The following is an 18,848-nucleotide window of genomic DNA, read 5'->3' as shown; positions in this document are numbered from 1 at the left end:
CGAAACGCACCCTGCGCCTCACGATCCCACCTTGAGCGCTACAGGTTTCATAGCGTAAGAGCCAGCGTTTGCCGCAAAACTTAAATTACTTGTGCCAAAGTGTCTTAGGGATAAATCTAGGGCCGGCGCTTCGCGCCGCCCCCCGGCCACGGCCGGGTGGCGAGTCGCTTCGCCCGCCGCCACCGCGCGGCGCTCCGCTTGCCCGGCTGCGGCGCGCGCTGCGCCTTCGGCACCTGTGCGTGTCATGAGCATGGCTTCGAGCTCGCCGACACGTCGCAACATCACTGGAAAGAACTGAGCTTGTCTGACCAAAAGATGCCAGTCGGAACAGTCATGGCCATCAAAGCCGTGGCCCTCAGGTGACCAGAGCTTGCCGCTGTGAAAGCTCCAGCCATTCCAGGTGGGCCCAGGCATCTCCATGCCGGTCATCAAGCGCAGCAGCTTGTAGGCCGAAAAAGGGATCTCGTGTTTGCCAGACTCCCAATTACGTAAAGTGCGCTCAGTGACGTGAAGAAACTCCGCGCAGGTCTCGACGTTCAGGCCGAGGCTGCGGTACATGGTTTTGAAGCGGTAGGCCAATTCCCGGCGCGAATCCGCATCCATGCGCCGCAGCCCATGCTTACGTTTTAGTAGATACGATGTATATTATGTAAAATCATTCGTGCGGATCGAGCAGATTTATTCAAGAGCTTGTCTAGCGCTCACCCGGCTGTGTGTACGCAGTCTGCCCAGGGCAATACATCGCAGCCGCATTGAGCAACGCCGCCCGCAGGCCCTGTAATCACGCTGGGCTTGTCATTTGTCTTTGCTCCAGTCTTGGAGGGCTTGGACTTTGACGCTTCGCTATTGGACGGTGTGCCTTCCTGGGCCATATCCAGATCCGGAATCCAGCGCATGAACGGTGCGAGGTCCTCCGGGTCCACGACGTACCAGATCTTGCGCGCCGAATCCCAGCGGGCACCGAGCGCCTTGGCTGCGTCTTTTTCGGCGAATGGTGTGGTCAGGTTGATGCGCATGGACAGTTCAAACGTAATCTCATTGGAGGTACCCGGGATTACAACCCGAACCACCGAACCACCGAACAACCGAACCACGAAGCAAACGATCAGCTTGACGAAACGATCAACCCATCGGCACCACCTGGGCGCAGCGCGGTATTTTGGTGCACGAATACGAAGGCTTGGTGGGTACTCAAAAACACCCTTCCCTGCAGCCGCTCACCCAGCGGAGTGCTACGCAGCCGGTCAACCACCGGTCCTTTGACTTCGGCCAGCAAAAGCGCGACGCCGCGCTGAGACAGGCTGCGCTCCATGTTGGTCAGCACGCCCAGCGCGGTGGTATCAACCTGGTTGATGGCCGAGCACACCAGCAATACATACCGGACTTTTGGCTGGGCGGCGACCAGCGATTCGACGGTGTCCTGCAAAACGTCCGAGTTTGCAAAGTACAGGCTTTCGTCAACCCGCACGGCAACGAGTCCAGGTTCGGTTACGACCGGGTGACGCGCGACATTGCGAAAGTGCTCCGTGCCGGGTACGCGCCCCACCACGGCGATATGCGGGTGGCTGCTGCGCCATACCAGCGTGCCCAGGGACAACCCAACGCCCATCAAAATGCCCGCCTCGACGCCAAAGGCGATGACACCGCCCGCAGTGGCCAGCAAGGACAAAGCGTCAGCCTTGTCGTAGTGCCACGCTTCGCGCAGGGTGTCCAGGTCAATCAACGAGACCACGGCCACGATGATGGTGGCGGCGAGCACTGCGTGTGGCAAATAGTGGAACAAGCCGGTCAGCGCCGCAATCACGGCGCCCATCAGCACGGCGGAGATCACGCCGGCCAGCGGAGTGTTGGCCCCTGCCGAGAAATTGACTACGGACCGCGCAAAACCGCCGGTAACGGGAAACCCTCCGGATACGGCACTGGCCACGTTGGCGGCACCCAGGCCGAGTAGTTCGCGGTTGGGACTGATGCGCTGCTGGCGCTTGAGCGCAAGTGACTGCGCTACCGAAACACTCTCCACAAAGCCCACCAACGAAATAAGCAAGGCAGGAAGCCAGAGCTGTCCGATGGCGGACAAGGACACTTCAGGCAACGCCAAGGTGGGGAGGCCCTGCGGCACTGCACCCACGATGCTGACGCCTGCGGTCTGATCCCATCGCAAAGTGGCCACCAGTGCAGTCGAAACAACGACGGCCAGCATCGGAGACAGCTTTGCGGCAATGTCAGCCAGCTTGGCGCTTGCACCGGCGCGCACCAGCCAAGCCGCCAGATATTTGCGGGCCAGCAACAAAAAGACCACGCTGCCCGCACCAATGCCCAAGGTGACTCCATTGGTGTGCGGCACTGCGCGCACCAGCTGAGCAACGGTGTCCAGCACGTCGGTACCCCCTGCTTTCACGCCCAGCAGGTGCTTGACCTGCCCCACCGCAATCAGGATGGCCGAGCCCGAAATAAACCCGCTGATCACCGGGTGGCTGAGAAAGTGGGCCAGAAAGCCCAGCCGCAGCGCCCCAAACAGCAGGAGCATGCCACCCGACAAAAGGGAGAGCAGCATGGCCAGAGCGATGTAGTCCGCCGTCCCTGCCGCAGCAAGCGGTTGCAGCGCACTGGCCGTCATGAGCGACGCCACAGCCACCGGGCCTACCGCCAGGGTCATGCTTGAGCCTAGCAACGCATAGGCAATGATGGGAAGGATGCTGGCGTACAACCCCACTTCAGGCGGCAACCCGGCGAGCAGTGCATACGCCAGGCTCTGGGGAATCAACATGACCGTCACGATCACCCCGGCGACGATATCACCCGAGAGCCAGGCCTTTTGGTAACCGCGCATCCAGGTGGGGACAATGTTCATGGTGATGGTGCTCGGTGTGACTGCAAACGCGCTCAGTCTTGTGATTGCGTAAGGCCGTATAGCTGCGCAGACCGCGCGCCTGATCTGCAAAAAGCAAGCGTTGGCCCCGGCGCCGACGCCAGCGCATCGCGCATGGTTTGCACTTGCGTCGCCGTGATGGACCCGCTGACCACGGGCAAATAGACATAGTTCAGCCCGGCCAAATGGGCAGCGCGCTGCAGCTCCGGGCTGGTAGGTTGCTCTCCCCCACCCTCGCCATCCGGGCGGTTGTTGATCACGGTCGTGAACCCTTGGGCGGCTACCGCAGCGAAATCACTGACCGACAACTGGGGCGACACAGCAAATTCAGGCGTCAATGCGATGACTTGCAGGCCCATTTCAGCGTGCTCCCGTGTTGTGCGTGCTGCCGTTGCGCAACCGGCTTTCGGCAATTTCAAACAGCCACATGCCAGCCAGCATCGCCACCACAAAGGCGATGGCCTTGGGCTGCCCTGCCGCTGCGGACACGATAGCGGGGCCAGGGCAAAAACCTGCAATGCCCCAGCCCGCACCAAAAACAAGGCTGCCAATCACCAGACGGCGGTCAATGTCGCGGGACGTGGGTAAATGCATGGCGCCGCCCAAAAAACTGGTTGTGCGCTTGCGCGCCACGGCAAAGGCAAAGATGCCTACTGCAATGGCACCGCCCATCACAAACGCCAGTGAAGGGTCCCACAACCCGGCAAGGTCCAGAAATCCGAGCACTTTGCCGGGGTCTGTCATGCCTGACACGATGAGGCCCAAGCCAAAAACCAGGCCCACCAAAAATTCTGAAATTCTGCTTTTCATCTTCATCTCATCCTCCGATGACGTTGTTGCGGCTTAAGCCAGTGCGTGGCGAATGAGGTACACGGTGACGAAACCGGCGCCCATGAAGGCCAAGGTGGCTACCAAAGAACGAGGTGACATGCGAGAGAGCCCACACACCCCGTGGCCACTGGTGCAACCCGATCCATACCGCGTGCCGACTCCTACCAAAAGGCCTGCCACCACCACCATCGCCCAACTGGCATCAATGCGTGGTTGCGTGGGACCAGCCACCAGCCAATAGAGCGCCGGGGCCGCCAGCATGCCCAGTACAAATGCCACACGCCAACCGATATCGCCTGCGCGCGGGCGCAGCAAGCCGCCTACGATGCCACTGATACCCAGGATGCGGCCGTTGATGAGAACAAACGCTGCAGAGGCCAGGCCCAGCAGAACGCCCCCTGCCAAAGCAGCCCAGGGGGTGAAATTATTCCAATCGATCAGCATGTGGGGTTCTCCTTGGCGGGGTCGCAAAATTGTTCAAACAGCACGTTCATCACTGCAAGCGCCTGGGGGCTGGCGATCTCGTAGTAAATGTTTTTTCCTTCCCGCCGGGTGTTTACGAGGCCCTCTTCGCGCAGCACCCCGAGCTGCTGGGACAGCGTCGGCTGAGAGATGCCCACCAGCTCCTCCAGCTCCCCTACCCGCTTCTCGCCCTGGCTGAGCTGGCACAGCAGCAGCAGGCGGTCGGGGTTGGACAACACTTTCATCAGTCGGCAAGCACTGTCTGCCGACCGGCGCAGGCTTTCAAGGTCTATGGGGGTGTCTGCGAGCATGGTGTGCGCTCCATTTGATTTCGTTGTCGATATTCTATTGACTGACAATCTATTTGTCAATAAACTATAAAAATCGCAATCGAAACACACGGAGCAAACCATGAAGCCGCAGATACAAGCCTTCTTTGATGACGCCACCTGGACGGTGAGCTATGTGGTCTTCGACCAGCCCGGCGGCCATTGCGCGCTGGTGGATTCGGTACTCGACTACGACCCGAAATCAGGCAGAACCAAAACCAATTCGGCCGAACGACTGATCGAGTTCGTGCAAAGCCGCAACCTGACCGTGCAGTGGATTCTGGAAACCCACGCGCACGCAGACCACTTGTCGGCTGCCCACTACCTGCGCAAAAAGCTGGGCGGCAAGATTGCCATTGGTGCGGCGATCACCAAGGTGCAGGACGTGTTCAAAGGCGTCTTCCACCTGGAGCCAGAATTTCGCCCGGACGGCAGCCAGTTTGACCAATTGCTGCATGACGAAGAGGTGTTCCGCATTGGTCAGTTGACCGCCAAAGCGCTCGCCGTGCCAGGCCATACCCCTGCATGCATGGCCTACCAGGTGGACGATGCGGTGTTTGTGGGCGACACCTTGTTCATGCCGGATGTGGGCACTGCGCGTTGCGACTTTCCGGGGGGCAACGCGCACACGCTGTACCAGTCGATGCGCAAACTACTCAGCCTGCCGGCGCAAACGCGCCTCTTTATGTGCCATGACTACCCGCCGTCTGGACGCGAAGCCACATGGCAAACCACGGTGGCCGACCAGCGCGCGCACAACATCCACGTCCACGATGGCGTGACCGAAGAAGCGTTTGTGGAGCTGCGCACCCGGCGCGACGCCACGCTGGAGATGCCGGTGCTGATCCTGCCGTCGGTTCAGGTGAATATTCGCGCCGGCGAAATGCCCCCTGCAGAGGCCAATGGTGTGACCTATCTCAAGATCCCGGTCAATGCACTGTGACACCCTGGCTCTGGCGCAATCGCCAGATGCAGCAGATGGAACAACATCAACTGACCGCCCCGCCCTTCCACTCAAAGGATAGCCCATGAAAACTGCCCATGATCTGGTCACAGCAGCCAAGTCTCGCGTGCATGAAGTTGCGCTGGAGCACGCTGAAGAAGCGATTCGAGCTGCCGATGTGCTGATCGACGTGCGAGAGGCCGACGAGTACCAGGCCGGTCATATCCCCGGCGCCATCCACGCATCGCGAGGGGTGCTTGAATTCAAGCTCAGCAGCACGCCCGAACTCACGTCCCGCGATTTGAAAGTGGTCGTCTATTGCAAGACCAGCGGACGCGCAGCACTGGCGGCCTGTGCCATGCGCGACATGGGCTACCTGCAGGTGCAGTCCATTGCGGGGGGCTTTGATGCCTGGTTGGCAGCTGGCCTTCCTGTGGTGTCGCCTCTGGCGCCCTCGTTTGACTAACCGGATGGCGCAGCAGTTCGGCTCGCCACCTCTTGTGCAAGAAAGCCCTCCAAATCCTGGGGCGATGTCACCCAAAGGAATCACTATGAAGATCAATGTTGGAACCGTGGATCGGGTATTGCGTATCGTGGCAGGCTTGGTTCTGATCGCGCTAGCCGCCACAGGCACCGTGGGATGGTGGGGTTGGCTGGGCGCGGTTCCCTTGGCCACCGGCCTGTTTCGTTTTTGCCCCGCTTACACGCTGCTGGGCATCAACACCTGCCCCATGAACAAATAGGCAACTGAGGCACTGCCTCGCCCGTTGGCGCTGCCCCCATCTACATCTGTCAGCAAGGAATTTCGATGAGTACGTTCGACCACGCAGGGCTCATTCAAGGGATCAACGAGAGCCTGACCACATTTCGCAAAGCTCAGCCTGACACCATGCGGGGCTTTGCTCAGCTGGCGCAGGCGTCCATGGCAGACGGTACGCTAAGCAGCAAACACAAAGAGCTCATTGCCCTGGCAATCGGGGTTACCCAACGCTGCTCTGGCTGTATTGGTTTTCATGTCAAAGCGCTGCAAAAGCTGGGAGCAACACGCGCTGAGGTGGAGGAGATGCTGGGCGTGTGTATATACATGGGCGGCGGGCCCGCCCTGATGTACACGGCAGAAGCACTGAAAGCCTGGGACGACATGGCTCAGGGCGTCTGAGAGAGCCAGCCTGCCTGCGCGACAAGCCGATAGCGGGCGCGCGCTCTTTTCTTGGTGGGTACATCGCCGGTTCGTCAACGCTCAAACAGCACCTCTCACGCTGAAACAGCCACAGGTTGTAAGAAATCAGTTTACATTTTGACCAACCGTCCATCAGACTGTTGCAATCAAAGGGGGAGGTCGACATGTTCGCAATCACCACACCGTCCGCAGCACGCCTTGCAGCCCGTGTGATTAGCGGTATTGCCATCAGTACAGGTGCACTGGTTGGCACTACTGCCTATGCGCTCGACAAACCCTCCGAGCGGGTGATCCTGACCATTGGGGGCAACATCACCCAGACCAACGCGGGCCAGCAGGCGCAGTTCGACATGAAGATGCTGGAAAAGCTGCCCCAGCACACCTTCTCGACCAAGACGCCCTGGTACCCGGACGCAGTGACTTTTACCGGCCCCCTGTTGCGGGATGTGTTGGCGGCTGTCGGCGCCAAGGGCACCAATATCACGGCAGTCGCCCTGAACGACTACAAAACCGAGATTCCTTTTGACGATGCCAGTCGGCACGACGTCATCATTGCCCGGCGTATGAACAACCGCGCCATGCCGGTGCGCGAAAAGGGCCCGCTGTTCATCGTGTTCCCGTTTGACGCCAAGGCAGAGTTGCGTACCGAGCTGTACTACAACCGGGCGGCCTGGCAACTGAACGCTCTCAGAATCAAGTAACTGACACTAACTCGCCCCGGAAGCAGGCCCTCAACGCATGCTGCGCAGCAAACATATTCTGCGGCTGATCATTGCGGGCCTGATGGTGGCTTACGTCGCCATTGCCGCGGTTCAGTACCACCAATACCGCAGTGTTGAGGCGGTTATGCGCCGGGGCGATGTGAATGCGCTCTGGTCGTTTCTGCAGCTCAATGTCGAATACGAAAAACTCGACCACGCGTTGCACCAGTTCGCTCTGGACCCAGCCAGCCTGCCGCTGGATCGGCTGGAACTGCGTTATGACCTTTTTCTGAGCCGATTCAGCGCGCTGGAAAGCGGTACCGCGCGCACCCTGATGCAGGGAGAAGCCATTTACGGCAAGGCGTTGGCCGACCTGCAAAAATTTGTGGCGGCAGGCGACAACTACTTTGGCCACAGCGTAGACCCCGTCTCCACGCAAAAGAACATGCTCTTGTTGCGCGCAGAGCTGGATACTTTGCGTGAGACGGTGCAAGAGCTCTCGCTCAACGCCTCGCGTGTATCGGCATTGCTGGGCGACACACGCAATGCCGAAGTCAAGCACCAGACCCTGTTGACCACGGGGCTCACAGCGTTCCAGGCCGTGCTGACCTTTTTGCTGGCCTTTGCCATGGCGCGGCAGTTCCTCAAGCGGGAAAAGGCCAAAACCATCGCCCTGGCCGCGCAGGCAGAGCTGGTGCAGGCATTGAAGCGGAACGAAGAAGCTCTGGAGGCCAGGGTTGCCCAGCGCACTGCCGAGTTGCAGGAGCTGAATGTGGCCCTGCGCGAGCACGAAAAAGAGCTGGAGATTGCCAGAGCCAAGGCAGAGGACGCGTCCCAGATGAAGTCCGACTTCCTGGCCAACATGAGTCACGAGATCCGCACCCCCATGAACGCAGTGATTGGTATGAGCCATCTTGCCTTGGGCACCGACCTCACGCCCCGCCAGCGCGACTATGTCGAAAAAATACAGCGTTCAGGCCAGCACTTGCTTGGGTTGATCAATGACATTCTGGATTTCAGCAAGATCGAGGCGGGCAAGCTGGAAGTCGAGGTGGTTGATTTCGACCTGCGCAGCGTGCTGGATAACGTGGCCAACCTGATCGGCCAGAAGTGCTCTGGCAAGGGGCTGGAGCTGATGTTCGATGTGGACCCTGCCCTGCCCGACGATCTGCGAGGCGACCCGTTGCGGCTGGGCCAGATCCTCGTCAACTACGCCAACAACGCCGTCAAGTTCACCGACGAAGGCGAAATCATTATCCGCGTTCATGAGGCGTCCAGGGATGTGCAGGGCATACTTTTGCGCTTTGACGTGCATGACACCGGGATAGGGCTCACGCAAGAGCAGCAGTCGCGGCTGTTCCGGTCGTTCGAGCAGGCCGATACGTCCACCACGCGCAAATACGGCGGCACCGGCTTGGGCCTTGCCATATCCAAGAAGCTAGCAGGCCTGATGGGCGGCGACGTGGGCGTGCAAAGTACCCCGGGCCAAGGGAGCACGTTCTGGTTCACGGCGCGGCTGGGGTTGGGTGTGGCCCGGCAGCGTGCGCTCTTGCCCGAGCCCGACTTGCGAGGACGCCGCGTGCTGGTGGTGGACGACAGTGAACAGGCGCGGCAGATTCTGTCCGGCCTGCTCAGCAGCATGAGTTTTGTGGTCGCCACGGCCAGTTCGGGCGAAGATGCCGTAGCGCTGGCACATGCGGCCGACGCGGCGGGACGCCCCTTTGATATTGCGTTTCTCGACTGGAAGATGCCAGGCATGGACGGGTTTGAAACGCACCGCCAGCTGGCACGCCTGCCCCATCCACCGCAATCCGTGGTTGTCACCTCGCATGGTCGCGAGGATGTGTTCAAGGAACTCACCCGCGCAGGCATCGACTTGATGCTGACCAAGCCCGTCAACCCTTCTCAGCTTTTTGATACCGCCATGCGCGCGCTGGGCGGCAGCCCCGCGGCTGGCGAAACGCCGCGCGCGCATCACAGCGGCGCCACGCTGGACATGTCGGCGGTTCGCGGAGCACGGGTGCTTCTGGTGGATGACAACGACCTCAATCAGCAAGTGGGCGCCGAACTTCTCAGTGGCGCCGGCCTGGTGGTCGACGTGGCCGAAAATGGGAAGGTGGCGCTCGATATGTTGAGCCAGGCAAGCTACGACATCGTGCTGATGGACATGCAAATGCCCGTCATGGATGGCTTGACCGCAACGCGCCACCTGCGCGAAAACCCGGCGTGGGCCCGCCTGCCCGTGCTGGCCATGACCGCCAACGCCATGAGCAGCGATCGGGACCAGTGCCTGGAAGCCGGTATGAACGGGCATCTGGCCAAGCCTATCGACCCGCACGAGCTGTTTGCAAGCTTGCTGCAATGGATCGCCCCGCGCGAGACCCAAACCGCCGATGGCCAAGTGGATAGGCGGCCAACGGCAAGTGCGGGGATTGCATCGCTGAGCGAAGCGCTTCGGGACATCCCAGGGCTGAATGCGGCGTCTGGCCTCAAGCGGGTGCTGGGTAAACACAGCGCGTACGAGGGAATGCTGCGCAAGTTTGTTGCAGGGCAAGCAGCGGCGGTGCAAAACACCCGTGCAGCGCTGTCAGCAGGGCAACGGGACGACGCATTGCGGGCGATGCACACCCTCAAAGGCACAGCCGCCACCATCGGCGCCACTCCTTTGGCTGATCTTGCCCAGGCTGCGGAGCACGCCATCGGCCAAGGCGCCACGCCAGACGCTCTGGACGCACTGCTGCAACCCGTCGATGGGGCCTGCCAAATCCTGGTGACCGCACTGCAACGCGCTTTGCCGCCGGAAGACGATGGTGCAACAACCGGCAGCGCTAATGCTCCGCTGGATGCAGAGGCTGGGCGTGAACTGCTGGCACGCCTGGAGTCACTGCTCGCAGACGATGACTCCGACGCCATCGAACTCTTCAGGGATTCCTCGGTTTCTCTGAAAGCGCTCGTGGGTGACGCCCATGCAGAAATGAAGCGGGCGCTGGACGGCTACGACTTTGTGCAAGCACTGGCGGTGCTGCGTGCAGTCCAGTCCAGTCCATCCCCAACATAAACAACAAGGAGGACCCGGTTCATGAATAACCCATTGGAATTGAGCGGCAAGTGCACGGTGCTGGTCGTTGACGACACGCCAGACAACCTTTCGCTGATGAGCGATCTCCTGCGCTCGGACTACAAGGTCAAACTGGCTCCCAGCGGAGAGCGGGCGCTGCAGATCGTGGCGGGCGAAAGCAAGCCGGACCTCATCCTGCTGGACATCATGATGCCGGACATGGACGGCTATGAGGTGCTGCGCCGCCTGCAGTTCAACCCCGACACCGAAGACATTCCGGTGATCTTCTTGACCGCCATGAGCGCGGCGGAGGACGAAAGCATTGGGCTTGAGCTAGGCGCGGTGGACTACATCACCAAGCCCATCAACCCCGCCATTGTGATGGCCCGGGTGCGCAACCACCTGCAGCTCAAGCGGGCTCGCGACTATTTGGCACACCACAACAGCTTTCTGGAACAGGAGGTGGCCAACCGCACCCGCGCGCTGGCCGAACTGCAGGACGCCACGATCCGCGCCATGGCGTCTCTGGCCGAAACGCGCGACAACGAGACCGGCAACCACATCCGCCGCACACAGCACTACGTGGAGGCCCTGGCGCGCAAGCTGCAAAACCACCCGCGCTTTCGCGACGAACTCACGGAAGAAGCGATCCCGGTGATATTCAAGTCGGCCCCGCTGCACGACATTGGCAAGGTGGGCATCCCCGACCGCATCCTGCTCAAGCCGGGCAAGCTGACGCCCGAAGAGTTCGAGATCATGAAAACGCACACCACGCTGGGCCGGGACGCCATCGTGGCCGCAGAAACCGAAACCACGCAGAACAACCCATTCTTTCGCTATGCCAAGGAAATCGCCTACAGCCACCAGGAAAAGTGGGATGGATCAGGTTACCCCGAAGGGCTGGTGGGCAACACGATTCCGCTGTCGGCGCGGCTGATGGCTGTGGCCGATGTGTACGACGCGCTGATCTCCGAACGCGTGTACAAGGCCGCTTTTCCCCATGAAATGGCGGTAGAGATCATCCGCGATGGCCGAGGCAGCCACTTCGACCCCGACATGGTGGACGCCTTCCTGTCGCTGTCTGAGGAATTCCGGCGCATTGCGCAGCAGTTTGCCGATGGAGAAAACGCTCTCCTGGTTCAGCTGGACCGCCTGGCGCAGGATCTTTCCACAGACAGCGTACACATCGCCAAAACCGGCGAAGACAAAGAGGCGGGTAAGCCCGGATAAAACGACGGGGTGGCAAATGTGGCAAGGGCGCCGTGCCCGGGGAGCAGCAAAGTCGTCAGGCGCAGGCACCTGCGGGTTGTTTTATGGCCCCGCTTTCCAATGTGCTTGTGGTCTGGTGCCCCTGCAAACCCAGCTTGGCGAGCAGCTGCACGTCGGCCTGCACATCCGGGTTGCCGGTCACCAGCAGCTTGTCGCCGTAAAAAATCGAATTGGCGCCTGCCATGAAGCACAGCGCCTGCACCGCATCTCCCATTTGCTGGCGGCCTGCCGACAAGCGCACACGTGCCTTGGGCATGGTGATGCGGGCCACGGCGATCATGCGCACAAAATCGAACGGGTCGATGGGCTCGCTGTCAGCCAGGGGCGTGCCGGGCACGCGCACCAGGCTGTTGATGGGCACCGACTCGGGGTACGGCTGCAGGTTGGCCAGCTGCGCGATCAGGCCAGCGCGGTGCACCGGCGCCTCGCCCATGCCCACAATGCCGCCGCAGCACACGCTGATGCCCGCGCTGCGCACATGCTGCAAGGTGTCCAGACGGTCCTGGTAGGCGCGGGTGCTCACCACGTCGGTGTAGTACTCGGGGGCGGTGTCCAGGTTGTGGTTGTAGTAGTCCAGGCCCGCATCCTTGAGGGCCTGGGCCTGGTGCGATTCGAGCATGCCCAGGGTGGCGCAGGTCTGCAGGCCCAGGTCTTTCACCGCACCGATCAGCGCGCTGACTTTCTCAATGTCGCGGTCCTTGGGCGCACGCCAGGCGGCACCCATGCAAAACCTCGTGGCGCCTGCGTCCTTGGCGGCCTGCGCCGCGCGCACTACTTCTTCGACTTCCATGAGCTTGTCGGCCTTCACGCCGGTGTCAAACTCGGCCGCCTGCGGGCAGTAGCCGCAGTTTTCGGGGCAGCCGCCGGTCTTGACCGACAACAGCGTGGCCAGCTCAATGTCGCCCGCAGGCCAGTGCTGGCGGTGCACAGTCTGGGCTTCAAACAGCAGGTCCATCAAAGGCTTGTCGAGCAGCGCCTGGATGGCGTCGATCGTCCAAGCGTTTGCAGCCACTGGATGTGCAGCAGGAGCGCGGCGGTGCAGTTGCACGGGTTGGGCGACGGGAGATGGAGTCAAGGTGGACATGGACATGGTGTTCTTCCTTTATTGCGTCTTCCAGCAAACGGCGGGCGATTGCGCAGTGCTGTGAGGCGGGCATACGGCCCAGAACCACTGGGCTGCAGCGGTGCGCGGATTTTGAGACGAAAGCAGGCGCAAAAGTACGCCGTAGGGTCACAAAAAGTGCCAACAAAATTGCTGCGTTAACGCACGACAAATGCGCTGCCATTCACGGAAAAGATGACGGTTTTTGGGCTGCATATGCTGCTTTTTAGCTGCACCTGACAAGTTGCATTCTTCCAATGCGCGCAACGGTCGGCATTGGATGCCAACCGGGTCATAAGTTTTAAACCAGTCGTCCGACGATGCGCGGTGTTCTCGCAAGAAGTGATCAGGTGTCGTTTACCAAAGACGCTCTTTTCAACGTTGGGCCGACTCAACGGCCATTCCGTTCAGCGTTGTGACACCAACTTGGCCCACGCGCACAGAGCGGGTTTATCCAACGTGAAAAACTGGTGGACAAACATGCGTACCTGATCCGCGCTCGCCCCATCGATATGAAGATCGACTGCTTCACGGCCGAAGAGGCCAAGTACACCGGGTTTGGCCACTACCTCCAGCATCAGCAGAAATCGGCCTCCCTCTTCGCCCGATATATTGAGATAGGTGGATCGGTCGTCAGCGCGCACAAAGCCAACACAAGGGAATTGGCCCGTAACGTTTTCGGCCCGCGCCACCTCATCGCACCAGTTCTGGCCTTCCCATGCTGCTTGGGCTTGTGACACATTGTTGACGGTGAGATCAACCCGGTGGCCGTCGGCAGAAACGAAGCAGCCAGTGCAACTGAATTTCACAGAAGCTCCGCACACACCGTCTCAGCACTCAAACCCATAGTCACGCCGGTAACGGTTGGCGTCGGCCGCCGGCATGTGGTTGAACATCACGCACACGGTGTAGCTGCCCTTTTGCTTGCCATTGAGGGCATAGCCCCAGTCTGTGATGTCTGCACGGGTGAATGTCACGTCCTGCCCGTTGGCAAGGTGCTTCACATATCGCGGCTCACCCGCCAAAGTGCCCTTGAACCCCGTTTTGGTGGCCTCAAAAGGCGTGACCCAGATGTGCTCGGTGTTACCGCCGCCCGTGAACATCACCTTAATCTTGAACTCGTCAGCGCCTTTTGGCGGTTTCGCATGGACCTTCAAAAAATCATCGAGCGTGGCGCGCGCCTTGGCGATGGCTGCCTCCATCTCGGCGTCCCGCGATGAGATGTTGTAGACCTTGTTCTGAATTTTCGCGTCCTGGCCCTGGGCCAGGGTTTGGCAAGACAGGCCCGCCAGAACACAGACGGCGCTGAGGGGAAGCACTGGGAATTTCATGGGCAGTTCCATACGGCGGAGTGAAGAACCCGCGAATGTAAAGCCCAAAGGGGGCGCGAATTCCCCAGTCGCCTTGCCTGCCCCTGCTACTGCAGTAACGAGGCGCAATGATTGAAAGCAGCGATTTCGCGGACCACGCGCGCTATGTGGCTGCACGCCCTGTCTAGTCGCCGCTCAACGCTTCATGGAGCCGCTGTTTTTCAGCCCAGCTCAGCGATCACCTCAGCGGGCGCTTGCACCAGCTCAATCAACACACCCTCCCCTGCAATCGGAAATTCTTCATTGCTCTTGGGGTGCAAAAAGGTGATGTCATACCCCGCCGCTCCTTTGCGGATGCCGCCCGGTGCAAAACGCACGCCGTGGGCCGTCAACCATTCCACGGCCTTCGGCAGGTCGTCAATCCACAGGCCAATGTGATTGAGCGGCGTGGTGTGCACCGCCGGTTTTTTTTCGATGTCCAGCGGCTGCATGATGTCCACCTCCACCTTGAACGCGCCCTTGCCCATGGACAGGATGTCTTCGTCCACGTTTTCACGCTCGCTCTGGAACGTGCCGGTCTGCGTGAGGCCCAGCATGTCCACCCACAAGGTTTTCATGCGCTGCTTGTCGGTGCCGCCAATGGCGACCTGCTGGATGCCCAGGACTTTGAACGGGCGGGTGCTGGCAGTCATGTCTTTTTACTCCTGTTTTGATAGCTATCAGCGCTTTTTGGATAGGCGCTAGAGGCCAATTTGGCTTGTATTTTGTGTGTTTGCCCGCTCACACCTCTCGCAGCGCCCAGCTGCTGACCATGGCGAAATACTCGCGCAGCCAAGCGTTGTAGCGGATGTAAAGCGGCGTGGGTGCCGCCACCGGAATGGCGTGGGTAAATCCGATCTTGCGCGCGATGCGTTGAGCGCGCACGGTATGAAAGTCGCTGGTCACCACAGCCACGGCGGTGGTCAGACCAAGCCCCTGCTCATTCAGCAGAGGCAGGCTGTACTGCAGGTTCAGCTCGGTGCTCGTGCTTCGCTCCTCTTGCAGGATGCGACCGGGGGCCATGCCCTGCTCGCGCAGGTAGTTGCCCATCACCTGGCCTTCGCTCAGCGTCTCGCCAAAGTCCACGCCGCCCGACACCACCACCCAGGCCTGCGGATGGAGCGCGGCCAACTCGCGCGCCTTGTCCAGCCGGGCGCGCAGCGCAGGTGATGGTTGCCCGTTGGGCGTGCCGCTGCCAAGAACCACAATCGCTTGCACCGACGCGGTGGTTGCAGAGGCTTCAAAGCTGCGGACTTGCTGAGCCAGCCAGGCCCAGAACGCAGCCACGCTTACAACCCATGCCGCAAGCAGCAACCACCCTGCCCGCCACAACCACCTGCCCCAGCTTTTGCCGTTCAGCCAGGTCCGCACGCGGTGCCACGACACGGCCAGCAAGCACAGCGCCAAGCCCAAAGCGCCCGGTACGGTCACACCAACCATGAAAAAGCCCTGGGCCATCAACCACAGGGCGTCTGCCAACAGCACGCCCCCTGCCAGCAAGCATCCGACACGCGCCCACAATCCACCGCGCAGCTTGCGCGCAGGGGGGTGGCGGCTTACGGTGACTGCGGCAGTAACGGTTGGCACCACCGTCTCGCTCAAACGAACTCCAGAATCACCTGGTCCACGCTGAGCGATTCGCCTTTGCCTGCGGCGATCTTGCCCACCACGCCGTCTTGCGCGGCAAAGAGGATGTTCTCCATCTTCATGGCCTCAATGACCGCCAGCTTTTCACCGGCCTGCACCTTCTGCCCTGGCTGCACCGCCACATCGACCAGCAGGCCGGGCATGGGCGAGAGCAGAAACTTGGACAGGTCCGGCGGCGCCTTGAAGGGCATGAGCTTGTGCAAGCGCGCGCCCAGCGGCGACAGCACCAGCGCGTCAATCTGCGTGCCGTTGTGTGCAATGCGCAGCGCCAGCGGGTTCTTGCCTACACCGCGTTCCACCTGGGCGGTAAAGCCCTGGCCGTTGCACGCGCCCTGAACGCGAATCTGGCCCAGTGTGGCGTTGCTACTGATCTGATAGCTGGTACCGCCCACCAGTACAGCGCTAGAGCCCGATTTATCTTCAAAGTCAGACACCGTCACCTCATGGTGCTGGTTCTGCCCCTCAGCACCCAGGGTCACCACCACAAACTGCTCGCCCACCTTCACCTCGTGCCCAGCCAGCTGCCCGCTGATGCCCGAGGCGCGTGCGCGGTAGCGGCGGTTCATGAACGCAGCCAGCGCCACCAAAAACAGCGGGTCGGCGTGCGGCACGTCTTCGGCGTGGAAGCCCTTGCCGTAGTTCTCGGCGATGAAGCCGGTGTTGAAGTCGCCCGTCACAAACTTGGGGTGCGCCAGCAGCGCCGCCTGGAACGGGATGTTGCTGCTGATGCCGCGAATCACAAACCCGTTGAGCGCCGCGCGCATCTTGGCAATCGCATCGTTGCGGTCCGTGCCATGCACGATGAGCTTGGCGATCATCGAGTCGTAGTACATGGGGATCTCGCCGCCCTCGTACACGCCCGTGTCCACCCGCACGCCCAGCTTCTTGGTCGTATCGGACTGGAACATCGATTCCTCCGGCGGCTGAAAGCGCACCAGACGGCCGGTGGAAGGCAGGAAGTTGCGGAACGGGTCTTCGGCGTTGATGCGGCACTCGATGGCCCAGCCGTCGCGCTTCACATCGGCTTGCGTGAGGGGCAGCTTCTCGCCCGCCGCCACGCGGATCATCAGCTCCACGAGGTCGAGGCCGGTGATGCATTCCGTCACCGGGTGCTCCACCTGCAGGCGGGTGTTCATTTCGAGGAAGTAGAAGTCCTGGTCCTTGCCGACCACAAACTCCACCGTGCCTGCCGACTGGTACTTCACGGCCTTGGCCAGTTGCACGGCCTGCTCGCCCATGGCCTTGCGGGTGGCATCGCTGATGAAGGGCGATGGCGCCTCTTCAATCACCTTCTGGTGGCGGCGCTGGATGGAGCACTCGCGCTCGTTCAGGTAAATCACGTTGCCGTGCGAATCGCCCAGCACCTGGATCTCGATGTGGCGCGGCTCCTGCACAAACTTCTCGATAAAGATGCGGTCGTCGCCAAAGCTATTGCGGGCCTCGTTCTGGCAGCTGGCAAAGCCTTCAAACGCTTCCTTGTCGTTGAACGCCACGCGCAGGCCCTTGCCACCGCCGCCGGCCGAGGCCTTGATCATCACGGGGTAGCCAATGCCCTTGGCAATCTCGACCGCCTGCTCGGGGCCTGCAATCGCATCGTTGTAGCCTGGGATCGTGTTGACCTTGGCTTCGTTGGCCAGCTTCTTGGACGCGATCTTGTCGCCCATGGCAGCAATCGAATGCGCCTTGGGGCCAATGAAGGCAATAAGTTCGTCTTCGCAGCGCTTGGCAAAGGCTTCGTTCTCGGAGAGGAAGCCATAGCCGGGGTGCACGGCCTGGGCACCCGTTTGCTTGCAGGCGGCAATGATTTTTTCGGCTTGCAGATAACTCTCGCGGCTGGGTGCGGGGCCGATGTTGACGGCCTCGTCCGCTAGCTTGACGTGGCGGGCTTCCTTGTCGGCGTCGGAGTAGACGGCAACGGTGGCGATGCCCATTTTTTTGGCCGTTGCAATCACTCGGCAGGCGATTTCGCCACGGTTGGCGATCAGGATTTTGGTGAACATGTTGTGTCTCTTTCCAAGGGCTCTTACCCGAAACGTGTTGGGTTAGGTGCTGGCACAGCCCAGCGAAGCGGTTGGGGCTAGGCGCCGGACCGCAGGCAGTAGCTGCGCTACGACAAGGTCCGGCAACGACGTCCCAAGGGCTGTGGCAGTGCCGCTCAAAGGGGAATGTTGCCGTGCTTGCGCCAGGGGTTTTCGAGCTTCTTGTCGCGCAACATCACCAGCGACCGACAAATGCGCTTGCGCGTTTCGTGCGGCAGGATCACGTCGTCAATAAAGCCCCGCGCCCCCGCCACAAACGGGTTGGCAAAACGCTCTTTGTATTCCGCCTCGCGTGCAGCCAGCTTCACCGGGTCGTTCTTGTCTTCACGGAAGATGATTTCCACCGCGCCCTTGGCGCCCATCACCGCGATTTCGGCGTTAGGCCAGGCCAGGTTCACGTCGCCGCGCAGGTGTTTGCTGCTCATCACGTCATACGCGCCGCCGTACGCCTTGCGGGTGATGACGGTGATCTTGGGCACGGTGCACTCGGCGTACGCGTAGAGCAGCTTGGCGCCGTGTTTGATGATGCCGCCGTACTCCTGGCTGGTGCCGGGCATGAAGCCGGGCACGTCCACAAACGTGACGACCGGGATGTTGAACGCATCGCAAAAGCGCACAAAACGCGCGGCCTTGATGCTCGACTTGATATCCAGGCAGCCCGCCAGTACCAGCGGCTGGTTGGCGACGATGCCGACGGTCTGGCCTTCCATGCGGGCGAAGCCGATGACGATGTTCTTGGCGTACTCGGGCTGCAGCTCAAAGAAGTCGCCGTCGTCCACGGTTTTGACGATCAGCTCCTTCATGTCGTAGGGCTGGTTGGCGTTGGCGGGCACCAGGGTGTCCAGGCTCAGGTCCATGCGGTCGGCCGGGTCGTTGCTCTTTCGGACGGGGGCCTTTTCGCGGTTGTTGAGCGGCAGGTAGTTGTACAGGCGGCGCAGCATCATCAGCGCCTCCACGTCGTTCTCGAACGCCATGTCGGCCACACCGCTCTTGGTGGTGTGCGTCACGGCGCCGCCCAGTTCCTCGGCGGTGACTTCTTCGTGCGTCACGGTCTTGACCACCTCGGGGC

The 18,848-nt window shown here is 61.0% G+C and carries 21 protein-coding genes; 7 read left to right on the top strand and 14 right to left on the bottom strand.

Going from position 1 to position 18,848, the window contains the following annotated elements; translation table 11 throughout:
- Nucleotides 1-18 precede the first annotated feature (18 nt).
- The 7 genes from ACK4OE_RS17905 to ACK4OE_RS17875 all read right to left on the bottom strand — a co-directional run bounded on the left by ACK4OE_RS17905 (nt 19) and on the right by ACK4OE_RS17875 (nt 4,473).
- Entirely contained in the window at nt 19-603 is a 585-nt protein-coding gene (locus ACK4OE_RS17905; RefSeq protein WP_409886621.1) for a VC1465 family Xer recombination activation factor, read from the bottom strand.
- Nucleotides 604-701: 98 nt separating this feature from the next.
- Complete coding sequence (locus ACK4OE_RS17900) at nt 702-1,016, bottom strand: DUF5710 domain-containing protein (protein WP_409886619.1); 315 nt, start codon at nt 1,014-1,016, stop codon at nt 702-704.
- 89 nt (nt 1,017-1,105) lie between these two features.
- Nucleotides 1,106-2,851, bottom strand: coding sequence for a SulP family inorganic anion transporter (locus ACK4OE_RS17895; RefSeq protein WP_409886617.1), 1,746 nt, complete (start codon nt 2,849-2,851; stop codon nt 1,106-1,108).
- A 32-nt stretch (nt 2,852-2,883) separates the two neighbouring features.
- Nucleotides 2,884-3,228 (bottom strand): TIGR01244 family sulfur transferase, encoded by a 345-nt coding sequence (locus ACK4OE_RS17890; protein ID WP_409886616.1) that lies wholly within the window; start codon nt 3,226-3,228, stop codon nt 2,884-2,886.
- 1 nt (nt 3,229) lies between these two features.
- Nucleotides 3,230-3,679: a DUF6691 family protein gene (locus ACK4OE_RS17885; RefSeq protein WP_409886614.1), complete on the bottom strand. Its 450-nt coding sequence runs from the start codon at nt 3,677-3,679 to the stop codon at nt 3,230-3,232.
- 33 nt (nt 3,680-3,712) lie between these two features.
- A complete protein-coding gene (locus ACK4OE_RS17880) occupies nt 3,713-4,144 on the bottom strand; it encodes a YeeE/YedE family protein (protein WP_409886612.1) in 432 nt (143 codons plus the stop codon).
- Nucleotides 4,138-4,473, bottom strand: a complete 336-nt coding sequence (locus ACK4OE_RS17875; protein ID WP_409886610.1) for an ArsR/SmtB family transcription factor — start codon at nt 4,471-4,473, stop codon at nt 4,138-4,140. Before ACK4OE_RS17875 ends, ACK4OE_RS17880 begins: the two co-directional genes overlap by 7 nt.
- Nucleotides 4,474-4,573: 100 nt before the next feature.
- On the opposite strand from ACK4OE_RS17875, the gene ACK4OE_RS17870 reads away from it, so the two are divergent.
- From ACK4OE_RS17870 to ACK4OE_RS17840, 7 genes are all read left to right on the top strand, one after another.
- Nucleotides 4,574-5,434 carry an MBL fold metallo-hydrolase gene (locus tag ACK4OE_RS17870; RefSeq protein WP_409886608.1) on the top strand — a complete coding sequence of 287 codons (861 nt, stop codon included), beginning with the start codon at nt 4,574-4,576 and terminating at the stop codon, nt 5,432-5,434.
- A gap of 85 nt (nt 5,435-5,519) precedes the next feature.
- The gene (locus ACK4OE_RS17865; protein ID WP_409886606.1) at nt 5,520-5,900 is read left to right on the top strand and encodes a rhodanese-like domain-containing protein; all 381 of its coding nucleotides are present in this window, start codon (nt 5,520-5,522) and stop codon (nt 5,898-5,900) included.
- An 85-nt stretch (nt 5,901-5,985) separates the two neighbouring features.
- Entirely contained in the window at nt 5,986-6,177 is a 192-nt protein-coding gene (locus ACK4OE_RS17860; protein WP_409886604.1) for a DUF2892 domain-containing protein, read from the top strand.
- A 65-nt stretch (nt 6,178-6,242) separates the two neighbouring features.
- Complete coding sequence (locus tag ACK4OE_RS17855; RefSeq protein WP_409886602.1) at nt 6,243-6,593, top strand: carboxymuconolactone decarboxylase family protein; 351 nt, start codon at nt 6,243-6,245, stop codon at nt 6,591-6,593.
- Nucleotides 6,594-6,778: 185 nt separating this feature from the next.
- Complete coding sequence (locus tag ACK4OE_RS17850; protein ID WP_409886600.1) at nt 6,779-7,315, top strand: molybdopterin-dependent oxidoreductase; 537 nt, start codon at nt 6,779-6,781, stop codon at nt 7,313-7,315.
- Between the two features lie 37 nt (nt 7,316-7,352).
- On the top strand, nt 7,353-10,373 hold the full coding sequence (locus ACK4OE_RS17845) for a response regulator (RefSeq protein ID WP_409886598.1): 3,021 nt from the start codon (nt 7,353-7,355) through the stop codon (nt 10,371-10,373).
- Nucleotides 10,374-10,394: 21 nt separating this feature from the next.
- Entirely contained in the window at nt 10,395-11,603 is a 1,209-nt protein-coding gene (locus ACK4OE_RS17840) for a two-component system response regulator (RefSeq protein WP_409886596.1), read from the top strand.
- Nucleotides 11,604-11,658: 55 nt separating this feature from the next.
- Here the strand turns inward: ACK4OE_RS17840 and bioB are convergent, their stop codons facing one another.
- The 7 genes from bioB to ACK4OE_RS17805 form a co-directional block, all read right to left on the bottom strand.
- On the bottom strand, nt 11,659-12,726 hold the full coding sequence (gene bioB, locus ACK4OE_RS17835) for a biotin synthase BioB (protein WP_409886645.1): 1,068 nt from the start codon (nt 12,724-12,726) through the stop codon (nt 11,659-11,661).
- Between the two features lie 425 nt (nt 12,727-13,151).
- Nucleotides 13,152-13,553 carry a hypothetical protein gene (locus ACK4OE_RS17830; RefSeq protein WP_409886594.1) on the bottom strand — a complete coding sequence of 134 codons (402 nt, stop codon included), beginning with the start codon at nt 13,551-13,553 and terminating at the stop codon, nt 13,152-13,154.
- 21 nt (nt 13,554-13,574) lie between these two features.
- Nucleotides 13,575-14,075: a YegJ family protein gene (locus tag ACK4OE_RS17825; RefSeq protein WP_409886592.1), complete on the bottom strand. Its 501-nt coding sequence runs from the start codon at nt 14,073-14,075 to the stop codon at nt 13,575-13,577.
- A gap of 200 nt (nt 14,076-14,275) precedes the next feature.
- Entirely contained in the window at nt 14,276-14,746 is a 471-nt protein-coding gene (locus ACK4OE_RS17820; protein ID WP_409886590.1) for a VOC family protein, read from the bottom strand.
- A gap of 88 nt (nt 14,747-14,834) precedes the next feature.
- Nucleotides 14,835-15,680 (bottom strand): YdcF family protein, encoded by an 846-nt coding sequence (locus ACK4OE_RS17815; RefSeq protein WP_409886588.1) that lies wholly within the window; start codon nt 15,678-15,680, stop codon nt 14,835-14,837.
- An 11-nt stretch (nt 15,681-15,691) separates the two neighbouring features.
- Nucleotides 15,692-17,740 (bottom strand): acetyl-CoA carboxylase biotin carboxylase subunit, encoded by a 2,049-nt coding sequence (locus ACK4OE_RS17810; RefSeq protein ID WP_409886586.1) that lies wholly within the window; start codon nt 17,738-17,740, stop codon nt 15,692-15,694.
- 155 nt (nt 17,741-17,895) lie between these two features.
- Nucleotides 17,896-18,848 (bottom strand): acyl-CoA carboxylase subunit beta (locus ACK4OE_RS17805; protein WP_409886584.1); only part of this gene is annotated, 953 nt, incomplete at its 5' end.

The sequence above is a fragment of the Acidovorax sp. genome (genome assembly GCF_046314175.1).
Taxonomy (GTDB): Bacteria; Pseudomonadota; Gammaproteobacteria; order Burkholderiales; family Burkholderiaceae_C; genus Acidovorax.
This window is presented reverse-complemented; position numbering and strand designations above follow the sequence as displayed.

Excerpts from the sequence above, each read along its gene's own strand:
- ACK4OE_RS17905 (WP_409886621.1), bottom strand. The coding sequence starts at position 603 with ATGGATGCGGATTCGCGCCGGGAATTGGCCTACCGCTTCAAAACCATG.
- ACK4OE_RS17900 (WP_409886619.1), bottom strand. The coding sequence starts at position 1,016 with ATGCGCATCAACCTGACCACACCATTCGCCGAAAAAGACGCAGCCAAG.
- ACK4OE_RS17895 (WP_409886617.1), bottom strand. The coding sequence starts at position 2,851 with ATGAACATTGTCCCCACCTGGATGCGCGGTTACCAAAAGGCCTGGCTC.
- ACK4OE_RS17890 (WP_409886616.1), bottom strand. The coding sequence starts at position 3,228 with ATGGGCCTGCAAGTCATCGCATTGACGCCTGAATTTGCTGTGTCGCCC.
- ACK4OE_RS17885 (WP_409886614.1), bottom strand. The coding sequence starts at position 3,679 with ATGAAAAGCAGAATTTCAGAATTTTTGGTGGGCCTGGTTTTTGGCTTG.
- ACK4OE_RS17880 (WP_409886612.1), bottom strand. The coding sequence starts at position 4,144 with ATGCTGATCGATTGGAATAATTTCACCCCCTGGGCTGCTTTGGCAGGG.
- ACK4OE_RS17875 (WP_409886610.1), bottom strand. The coding sequence starts at position 4,473 with ATGCTCGCAGACACCCCCATAGACCTTGAAAGCCTGCGCCGGTCGGCA.
- ACK4OE_RS17870 (WP_409886608.1), top strand. The coding sequence starts at position 4,574 with ATGAAGCCGCAGATACAAGCCTTCTTTGATGACGCCACCTGGACGGTG.
- ACK4OE_RS17865 (WP_409886606.1), top strand. The coding sequence starts at position 5,520 with ATGAAAACTGCCCATGATCTGGTCACAGCAGCCAAGTCTCGCGTGCAT.
- ACK4OE_RS17860 (WP_409886604.1), top strand. The coding sequence starts at position 5,986 with ATGAAGATCAATGTTGGAACCGTGGATCGGGTATTGCGTATCGTGGCA.
- ACK4OE_RS17855 (WP_409886602.1), top strand. The coding sequence starts at position 6,243 with ATGAGTACGTTCGACCACGCAGGGCTCATTCAAGGGATCAACGAGAGC.
- ACK4OE_RS17850 (WP_409886600.1), top strand. The coding sequence starts at position 6,779 with ATGTTCGCAATCACCACACCGTCCGCAGCACGCCTTGCAGCCCGTGTG.
- ACK4OE_RS17845 (WP_409886598.1), top strand. The coding sequence starts at position 7,353 with ATGCTGCGCAGCAAACATATTCTGCGGCTGATCATTGCGGGCCTGATG.
- ACK4OE_RS17840 (WP_409886596.1), top strand. The coding sequence starts at position 10,395 with ATGAATAACCCATTGGAATTGAGCGGCAAGTGCACGGTGCTGGTCGTT.
- bioB (WP_409886645.1), bottom strand. The coding sequence starts at position 12,726 with ATGTCCACCTTGACTCCATCTCCCGTCGCCCAACCCGTGCAACTGCAC.
- ACK4OE_RS17825 (WP_409886592.1), bottom strand. The coding sequence starts at position 14,075 with ATGAAATTCCCAGTGCTTCCCCTCAGCGCCGTCTGTGTTCTGGCGGGC.
- ACK4OE_RS17820 (WP_409886590.1), bottom strand. The coding sequence starts at position 14,746 with ATGACTGCCAGCACCCGCCCGTTCAAAGTCCTGGGCATCCAGCAGGTC.
- ACK4OE_RS17810 (WP_409886586.1), bottom strand. The coding sequence starts at position 17,740 with ATGTTCACCAAAATCCTGATCGCCAACCGTGGCGAAATCGCCTGCCGA.